An 8481-nucleotide genomic window follows, 5' to 3' on the forward strand; every position below is an offset into this window, starting at 1 on the left:
ATTTGCTGGTGTTTTTGGAACTGTTGAGATTGCTTCGTTTTTTTAGCTCGATTAGTAAATGTGTTAAAGCAAGTATGGACGTAATTACCAAACTTTTGGAGTGTTCTGCTCGTTTTTTGCTATGTTTTGGTTTTTTGGGTTTGCGAAGTTTGCAACTTCGCAACGGCGTTTCCGAGTCTGTGACTCGGCTAAAAAAAATGGATACTTGACACTTTGTTTTTGGCAACCAAGCGTTTTGTCGTGCGCAAGATTTTGGTGTACGATCGGGATTCGCGTTAGGGATTTGAGGCGTTATCCTTTTTCAAGGGCGGCGAAGCAAGCCCGAAAAGATAAAGCCGGAAGCCCGGCGCCGCACGGGTTTGATTCGGAGGCGGGATTTGGTTCGGCGCAACGCCATAATAAAATCTCAAATCCCAAATTCCAATCCCGATGGCGATCGGAACAAATCCCAACTCAAATTCAACTAACAATAAGCACAAACTCAAGCGTGGCTTTGTTATCGATTTTTTTTTGAGATTTTCAGGGTTATTCCGAAACGTAGCATTTGCGGCACAACTTTGGAATTTGTTATTTTGGAATTTGGGACTTAAGCAAAAAAAATCCCGCCTTGTAAGCGGGATTTAAGTAAGTCATTCCTAGTTTATAAAAACGTTTATTTTACTGTGTTCACGATGGCTTTGAAAGCCTCCGGGTGATTCATAGCAAGGTCAGCAAGAACTTTACGATTCAACTCGATGTTGTTCTTTTTTACCAATCCGATGAACTGTGAATAAGACATTCCCTCCAAACGTGCACCGGCGTTGATACGCTGGATCCACAAGGCGCGGAAATTTCTCTTTTTAGCTTTGCGGTCGCGATACGCGTACGACATTGCTTTTTCGACAGCGTTTTTGGCAACTGTCCAAACGTTTTTACGACGACCAAAGAAACCTTTGGCTTGCTTCAATACTTTTTTTCTGCGAGCTCTTTTAGCTACGGAGTTTACTGATCTTGGCATACTTTTCTTGTTTTTTGCAGCAGGCGTCCTGAATTGAATCGAAGGAACTTGAAGCCCGTTACAGGGTTATAAATGATTAACCGATCAACCGACTATCGATTGACGACAACATTTAGGTCTTAGATAAGACGCAATTGTTGTTTAACGCTTTTTTCGTCAGTCTTGTGAACAAGAGCTGAGTGAGTCAACGCGAGCTTGCGCTTTTTAGACTTCTTGGTAAGGATGTGGCTTTTGAAAGCGTGTTTCCTTTTGATTTTTCCAGAACCTGTCACTTTGAAGCGTTTCTTGGCGCTGGATTTGGTTTTCATTTTAGGCATAATTCCTAATTATTGTGGTTTGACTTACTCTTTTTTGCGCCTGAGTGTGTCTGAGATAGCGAGTATCCGAGTTACTGAGTGCGTTCTTTTTTTAAAGCTGAATCCGGCTGTCCGCTTTTAGCTTTCTTGAAAACCGCCGTTTTTCTGCATTTGCGAAGAGCTTCCGTTGGTCGCTTCCGCAAAAGCGAAAAAGCTGGCTGTTTTCTGCAAAAGGCTAACCGCTGCCATCCGGGCTAGGTTGCGGTGGACGCGACAAGAAATCTATTGTGATTCCAAATCTGCCACTGCGACTTTTACTTGCTTACTTCTTCTTCTTGGCTGCGATGAACATGATCATACGCTTTCCTTCGAGAACTGGCATCGCCTCGACTTTTCCCCATTCTTCGAGATCGGTGGCAAGTTTCAAAAGCAGTATTTGCCCTTGATCTTTGTAGATGATCGAACGTCCTTTAAAGAAAACGAAAGCTTTTACTTTCGAGCCTTCCTTGAGGAATTTCTCTGCATTCTTGCGCTTGAACTCATAATCGTGGTCGTCGGTTTGAGGACCAAAACGGATTTCCTTGATCGTCACTTGCGTCGATTTGGCCTTTAAGGCTTTGTCGCGTTTTTTCTGCTCGTAGACGAACTTTTTGTAGTCCATGATCTTACACACAGGCGGAACCGCATTTGGAGAAATCTCTACCAAATCCAATTCTTGCTCGTCTGCCATTCTCAGAGCGTCTGTCAATTTAACGACAATCGGCTCTGCACCTTCGCGAATGAGACGAATCTCGACAACGCCGCGAATATGCTGGTTGATGCGGTGCGCATCCTTTTTTTCTATACGGGCCGGACCCCTATTATTACTTCTTAATGCTATGGCTTGAAAAATTTAAGTTTATACTTTGATTTAGTGTTAGTTAGACCCGAAAGTCTTGAGTGTTGTGCTGATTTCGTCATTGACCATTCTCGCAAATTCGTCGATCGTTACGGTGACGTTTCCTTTGCCTTCCTGGCCGTGACGTCTTACCGAAATCGTGCCGTTCTTTTCCTCTTCTTCCCCAACGATAAGCATGAAAGGGAATTTTTTGGTTTCGGCTTCACGGATTTTCTTTCCGATCGTCTCGTTGCGGTTGTCAATTAGGGCGCGAATTTCGTGATTTTCGAGCAATTCTAAAACTTTTTTCGCATAATTTTCATACTTCTCACTCAAAGACAGGATGATAGCCTGTTCCGGCATGAGCCAAAGTGGGAAGTTTCCTGCGGTGTGCTCGAGCAAAATCGCGATAAAACGTTCCATAGAGCCGAATGGCGCGCGGTGGATCATGACCGGACGGTGCAATTCGTTATCCGAACCTTTGTAAGTCAGTTCAAAACGCTCCGGCAAGTTGTAATCGACCTGGATCGTCCCGAGTTGCCATTGGCGACCCAAAGCGTCCTTGACCATAAAGTCGAGTTTCGGACCGTAAAACGCTGCTTCTCCAGATTCGATCACATAGTTCAATCCTTTGTCACGTGCCGCGTTGATGATCGCTTGCTCGGCTTTTTCCCAATTCTCGACAGAACCTATGTATTTGTCCGGATTGTCCAAATCGCGAACCGAAACCTGAGCCGTGAAATTCTCGAATCCAAGCGATCCGAAGACATACAGGACAAGGTCGATCACGTTCTTGAACTCTTCGTCCAATTGATCGGGCGTACAAAAAATATGGGCGTCGTCCTGAGTGAATCCGCGAACGCGTGTCAATCCGTGCAATTCGCCCGATTGTTCGTACCTGTAAACCGTTCCGAATTCCGCGTAGCGCTTCGGCAAATCCTTATATGACCAAGGTTTTACGGCATAAATCTCGCAGTGATGCGGACAGTTCATCGGCTTCAGCAGAAATTCCTCACCTTCGGCCGGCGTGTGTATCGGCTGGAAAGAATCGGCTCCATATTTGGCGTAATGACCAGAAGTCACATACAAATCCTTCATCCCGATATGAGGCGTAACGACTTGCTCATAACCTGCTTTTTTCTGGGCTTTTCTCAAGAATTGCTCCAAACGGTCGCGCAATGCGGCACCTTTCGGCAACCACAACGGCAAACCTTGTCCCACTTTCTGAGAAAACGCGAACAATTCCAACTCCTTGCCGAGTTTTCGATGGTCGCGACGTTTGGCTTCTTCAAGAAGTTCCAGGTAATCGGTCAAATCTTTTTGCTTCGGGAACGAGATGCCGTAAACGCGCGTAAGCTGTTTGTTCTTCTCGTCTCCGCGCCAGTAAGCGCCCGCAACCGACATGATTTTCACGGCCTTGATGATTCCGGTGTTCGGAATGTGTCCGCCGCGGCACAAATCGGTAAACGTCGAATGGTCGCAGAAAGTGATCGTGCCGTCTTGCAGGTTCTCGATCAATTCTACCTTATATGGGTTGTTTTCCTTCTGATAAAAGGCAAGCGCATCAGCCTTCGAAGCCGAACGCATCGTAAACTCGAATTTGCCGCGCGCGATCTCGAGTATCTTGTCTTCGATCGCTTTGAAATCGGCATCTGAAATCTTGATGTCGCCAAAATCGACGTCGTAGTAAAAACCGTTGTCGATCGCAGGTCCTATCGTGAGTTTCACGCCTGGATAAATTTCCTGCAACGCCTGGGCCAAAACGTGTGAAGTGGAATGCCAGAACGCCTTTTTCCCGTCCTTGTCATTCCATGTGTAAAGAACCAAAGAACCGTCAGTGGTAAGAGGCGTTTCGGTCTCGACGGTCGTGCCGTTGAATGCGGCCGAAATTACGTTTCTGGCCAAACCTTCGCTTATGCTTTTGGCGACGTCCATTGGAGTTGCGCCATTTTCAAACTCTTTTACCGAGCCGTCGGGCAATGTTATCTTGATCATGATTTGAAATTAGGTTTGCAAATATAATTGACAATTAGGAATTAATGGCCAATAATTAGTAATGTTTTGGGTTGGATTTTTGGTTGGAAACGAATATTTTTTTTCGCCGCGGATTCTTTGGTTTTCGGGCTTGAGTTCAGTAATTCCGCCCGAAACCTACTCGTTTTTTTCGCGCTTGCGGATTTTCTTTTTGCCGCGCAGTCCAACGCAGTTTACAAGCCATTTTTAGTTTTCGGATTCATCAGCTTTGTCGCCGATTGTCATCGCGGACTTCGTCCGGGTTCTTTTGCCACGGATGCACGGATTTCACGGATTTTAATGCTTTTCATTTTGGATTTTCGCTGATTTTTGTCGATTGGAATTTACTCTTGTCGTTACCGTGTCTCCGCGTTAGGGATGGCGGCTTTGTCTAAGCTCTTTTGCCGCTGGATAATTTTTGTGGTTCTACTGGAGTTTCCGCGGCAAAAAGCGAGTGCCGCCAGCCCGACCGCAAACAAAAAAGCAGCCCTTGAAGCTGCTTTTTGTTTGGGGTAACGCCCAAAAAATAAAATGAAATCAAAGGTCGATGCGCAATCCCAGGGAAAGGACGTTTTCTTTTTGCGGTCCGTTCTTGAATAAAGGATTCAGGTCGTAGTTCACGTAGAGCGCGGTCGGGCCGAATCCGACGTAGGCGCCCACGCCGTAGATGAAGTTGCTGGCGTTGAACGAGCGGCGTTCGCGGTCTTCGATCTTGCGTCCGTTTTCTTTGTATCGCAGCGTTTGGTTTTGCCAAAGGTTCATGCCCGCATAGCCGCCAATCCCGAATTTCCAATTGTCGATCGTGCTGTAGCGCATCTTGTCGTAGAACTCGAGTTTTTTGGAATTCCCGAATTCGAGATAGGCCGGAAAGACGAGATTCGTGACGCGCAATTTCTGGTATTTGAGGTTTTCGTCGAAATCAGTGTAGTTGGTGTGGTCGCCGTCGACGGTAAAAATACGGTTTCCGGTGAGCTCGAAAGAGTGGATCTGAAGCGACGTTCCGTAGGCGAGACGCCAATAGTTCGAGTCTTTCAGCAAGCGGGTACGGAACGTGAATCCGAGTTCGGCGAATCCGCTTTTCCAGATCTTATATGGCGATTCTTTCAGGGAACGTTCGCTCGAAAGCGCGTTCGAGATTCCGCCGGCGACAACAATGTCTGTGTAAGTGCGCTTGTCGTACTGGACTTTTTTGGTCTTGCTCTCATATCCGAGACCCAAAAGGAAACTGCCGTTGTCGTCATACGAATTGCCCAAACCGAGCTCAAGCGTCGATCCCTGGTCGTATTGGAACGTCCAATTGCTGTTGGTGCGCTCGGCCAATTGGCGTTGGTTTTCGATGATCGCCAATTTGTTGTCGATGTTCAGCGCGGCTTCTTTCGCGGCGTCTTCCTTGAGTTTTTGGGCTTCTTCGGGCGTGATTTCCTTTTTCTCAAGACGCGTGTTGATGTAGGCCAGCGTTTGTTTAAGCTTGAACTTTTCTTGTTTTTCGACGCGGACTTTTTCTTCCTCGAGGTCTTTGAGTAAATACTTGCTGCGATTCTGGACGTTTTTTTGCGCGACCGAATCGAGAACGGGATCGGCCGAATGCTGCGGAATGTTCTGTGCCTTCACACAAGGCATGGCAAGGGCTGTCGCCAAAACGGCGAAAATGATTTTTCTCATGATGATAGAAACTTTAGTGTTTGATTATGGTCAGTGGTTTCCGAAAGCTACCCGGATCCTTTTTTGCTTGAAGAGATTCTCGAAAATCCCGCTGCGGAAGCTTTCGTCGAGTTCCGATTCGCTGTCTTTGAGTAGCGCATTCGCATCTGTTTGTTGGGGCAATCCTCGTCCGGCGGCGATTTCCTTTCTCGCTTTTTCTATCAAAAGGTCGACGTCGTCTGTGGTCGGTTGTCTTCCGGATGCGGCCATTTGTTCGAGCGCGATGAGAATCTGATCGGCTTTTTGTTGCTGAACCGACTTCGCGACAGGCGCGATCGGTTGGTCGATTGCTGTTTCGGGCTGTCGGATTTGGACGATTTCCTCGTTGATGAATGGCGTCGGGTTGACGAATTTTACCTCGTGATTTCCTACCTTATATATAGGTGCGACTTTCTGGACGTTTTGTTTCGGCTTGACCGATGGAAGCACAGCTGTTTCACTCGTTGCGATAGGTGTGGACTGGATCGGCTTTTCGCCTCTGAAATCCATGAAAGAAATCCCGATTCCCAAAATCACTGCGGCCGCAATCCAATATATGATAGGTGTGCGTTTCTTTGCGACTTTGCCGCGTTGCAGATTCACGCGTTCCCAGGCATTCCCGGACGGTTCGATCGTGCGCCCATTGAACTTGCGTCCCAACTCTTTCTCAAAATCCTTTTCCATGCGCTTTTTCGTTTTGTTCGTTCAATTGGTGTTGCAGCAGTTTTCTGGCCTTGAACAATTGTGTCTTCGATGTGCTTTCTGATACCGACAGCATTTCGGCGATTTCCTTGTGGGAATATCCTTCGATGGCGAACATGACCAAAACGGTTCGATAGCCGTCTGGCAGCGCGTCGATCAGAAGCTGGAGTGCGTCCGTGTCGAATTCGTCGGCTTCAGCTTCGATGCTGAAATGTTCCGCTTCTATTACTTCGGAAAACTGCATCTGCTTTCGGCTTCTCAAAAAATCGACGGCTTCCCGAACCATGATGCGTCTTATCCAACCTTCGAAACTTCCCTCGAAGCGAAACTTGGCGAGGTTGTCGAATACTTTGGCGAAAGCGGTGATCATGACATCTTCGGCATAATGCAGATCGGAAATATAGTTGCGGCACACGCTTAGCATTCGGGGCGCGTGTTTCCTGAACAGCTTTTCCTCGGCCTTGGTGTCGCGTTTGAGCGCTTTCCTGATTAGCGTCTCTTCCGATTCGTATAGCGTAATTATCTTCAAGTGTCTCGTGTTTCTATTGCATAGACGGAAATGCAAATGTAGAAGTTGCCTGGCACTTTGATTTTTTTTTGTTTGGGCGTGCCGGCGGCGAGGTTTTTAAGCAGCGATAGTGTCGGCAGTAGCAATCGTCTTTGTGAGCACATTCTTTGGAAGCCGCCGTCGGGCTATCCGCTGTATCTTTTGGGTCCGCTGCTGTCGCGCGAACCCAAAAGGATGCCGCTGCTATCCCTCACGCAAAATCCTAAAGCCGAAAATTGCGGTAACTTAGCCATATGGAACAATACTCTTTCGCCATTTGTCCGCCTCCTTATATAGTAGGAGAGGTGCGCGACATGAAACAGAAACTGAAATCTGCTTTGGGCACGCGATTCGGCAGTGTGAATTCGGAGGCGCACATTACCTTCAATGTTTTCCGGTGCGAGGATGCCGAACTCGAATCCAGGATTAAGGTGGTTCAGGAATTCTGTACTCTTGCTTTCGCAAAGGAAATCCGGTTTGATGCTTTCGGGCATTACTCCAATGGCGCTTTCTTCCTTTCTCCAGATTCGGAGTCGTATACCTATATAAAGTATATGATGATTTTGTTTCATAAGTTGCATTCGGACTTTAATTCGAAGATGTCCGATGACCCGCACATGTCCATTGGTCGCCAATTGACCACCTCTCAGCTTGAAATTGCATACGAGGCTTTCGCTACGGAACGCCCGAGCCTATCTTTTTCATTTGACCGACTGGGTTTGCGAAGGTTCAATCGCTCGCGAATGCAGTACGACGTGGTTGAATCATTCCCTTTTTTGGGTTTCGAAATGTTTATACCAACGCAAGGAAACCTCGGTTTTTGAGGAAAAACTAGCCAAAGTCGCGATTGATTTGAAATTTTTCAAATGCTAATCCTTTCAGATTGCATCAGTTGCGAAAAACATCAAAAAAATGTGTGTTTACGATTTGGTAATATCGAAAAAGAGGTTCTATATTTGCAGCCCGCAAGGGAATAAAGGTTCATTGAAAAACAGATTGTTGATAACTCGAAGCAAATAAGTTTTGCTCGAAATGAAAAGAGTTTATATCTTTGCCATCCGTCTTTTTAGAAAGACAGGCAAAAAACGCTCTTTGTAATTGAGAATCAAGCTAAAAGAAATTTTTTTAGAAAAACTTCAAAAAAAGCTTGTGAGTTTGAAAACAAGTTGTACTTTTGCACCCGCTTTGAGACACAAGCGAAACACGATTGAAAGTTCATAGACATATTGGATTGACAGCACTTCAGAGAAATCTGGAGTAAGCAGAGAGTAAGGAGACTTAAATGTTTCCAAGAAGATTTATTTTGAGTAGGCTTCGGAGTCGTACGTTATTAAAATATACGATGAAGAGTTTGATCCTGGCTCAGGAT

General features: G+C 46.3%; 8 protein-coding genes. 1 reads left to right on the forward strand and 7 read right to left on the reverse strand.

The window, feature by feature from the left end; genetic code table 11:
• Positions 1–652: 652 nt before the first annotated feature.
• The 7 genes from rplT to EOO49_RS18090 all read right to left on the reverse strand — a co-directional run bounded on the left by rplT (position 653) and on the right by EOO49_RS18090 (position 7094).
• Positions 653–997 (reverse strand): 50S ribosomal protein L20, encoded by a 345-nt coding sequence (gene rplT / locus EOO49_RS18060; protein WP_290848276.1) that lies wholly within the window; start codon positions 995–997, stop codon positions 653–655.
• 119 nt (positions 998–1116) lie between these two features.
• On the reverse strand, positions 1117–1314 hold the full coding sequence (gene rpmI, locus EOO49_RS18065) for a 50S ribosomal protein L35 (protein WP_176007463.1): 198 nt from the start codon (positions 1312–1314) through the stop codon (positions 1117–1119).
• Between the two features lie 301 nt (positions 1315–1615).
• Complete coding sequence (gene infC, locus EOO49_RS18070; RefSeq protein WP_290848290.1) at positions 1616–2137, reverse strand: translation initiation factor IF-3; 522 nt, start codon at positions 2135–2137, stop codon at positions 1616–1618.
• A gap of 72 nt (positions 2138–2209) precedes the next feature.
• A complete protein-coding gene (gene thrS / locus EOO49_RS18075; protein WP_290848279.1) occupies positions 2210–4165 on the reverse strand; it encodes a threonine--tRNA ligase in 1956 nt (651 codons plus the stop codon).
• A gap of 555 nt (positions 4166–4720) precedes the next feature.
• Positions 4721–5845 carry a hypothetical protein gene (locus EOO49_RS18080; RefSeq protein ID WP_290848281.1) on the reverse strand — a complete coding sequence of 375 codons (1125 nt, stop codon included), beginning with the start codon at positions 5843–5845 and terminating at the stop codon, positions 4721–4723.
• 30 nt (positions 5846–5875) lie between these two features.
• Positions 5876–6547 (reverse strand): hypothetical protein, encoded by a 672-nt coding sequence (locus tag EOO49_RS18085; RefSeq protein ID WP_290848283.1) that lies wholly within the window; start codon positions 6545–6547, stop codon positions 5876–5878.
• Entirely contained in the window at positions 6531–7094 is a 564-nt protein-coding gene (locus EOO49_RS18090; protein WP_290848285.1) for an RNA polymerase sigma factor, read from the reverse strand. The genes EOO49_RS18085 and EOO49_RS18090 overlap by 17 nt, the downstream gene beginning before the upstream one ends.
• A 272-nt stretch (positions 7095–7366) precedes the next feature.
• On the opposite strand from EOO49_RS18090, the gene EOO49_RS18095 reads away from it, so the two are divergent.
• Positions 7367–7936, forward strand: a complete 570-nt coding sequence (locus EOO49_RS18095; protein WP_290848287.1) for a 2'-5' RNA ligase family protein — start codon at positions 7367–7369, stop codon at positions 7934–7936.
• The last annotated feature ends 545 nt before the right edge of the window (positions 7937–8481 follow it).

It is taken from the genome of Flavobacterium sp. (assembly GCF_004295795.1).
In the GTDB taxonomy this organism is placed as follows: Bacteria; Bacteroidota; Bacteroidia; order Flavobacteriales; family Flavobacteriaceae; genus Flavobacterium.

Excerpts from the sequence above, each read along its gene's own strand:
- rplT (WP_290848276.1), bottom strand. The coding sequence starts at position 997 with ATGCCAAGATCAGTAAACTCCGTAGCTAAAAGAGCTCGCAGAAAAAAA.
- rpmI (WP_176007463.1), bottom strand. The coding sequence starts at position 1,314 with ATGCCTAAAATGAAAACCAAATCCAGCGCCAAGAAACGCTTCAAAGTG.
- thrS (WP_290848279.1), bottom strand. The coding sequence starts at position 4,165 with ATGATCAAGATAACATTGCCCGACGGCTCGGTAAAAGAGTTTGAAAAT.
- EOO49_RS18080 (WP_290848281.1), bottom strand. The coding sequence starts at position 5,845 with ATGAGAAAAATCATTTTCGCCGTTTTGGCGACAGCCCTTGCCATGCCT.
- EOO49_RS18085 (WP_290848283.1), bottom strand. The coding sequence starts at position 6,547 with ATGGAAAAGGATTTTGAGAAAGAGTTGGGACGCAAGTTCAATGGGCGC.
- EOO49_RS18095 (WP_290848287.1), top strand. The coding sequence starts at position 7,367 with ATGGAACAATACTCTTTCGCCATTTGTCCGCCTCCTTATATAGTAGGA.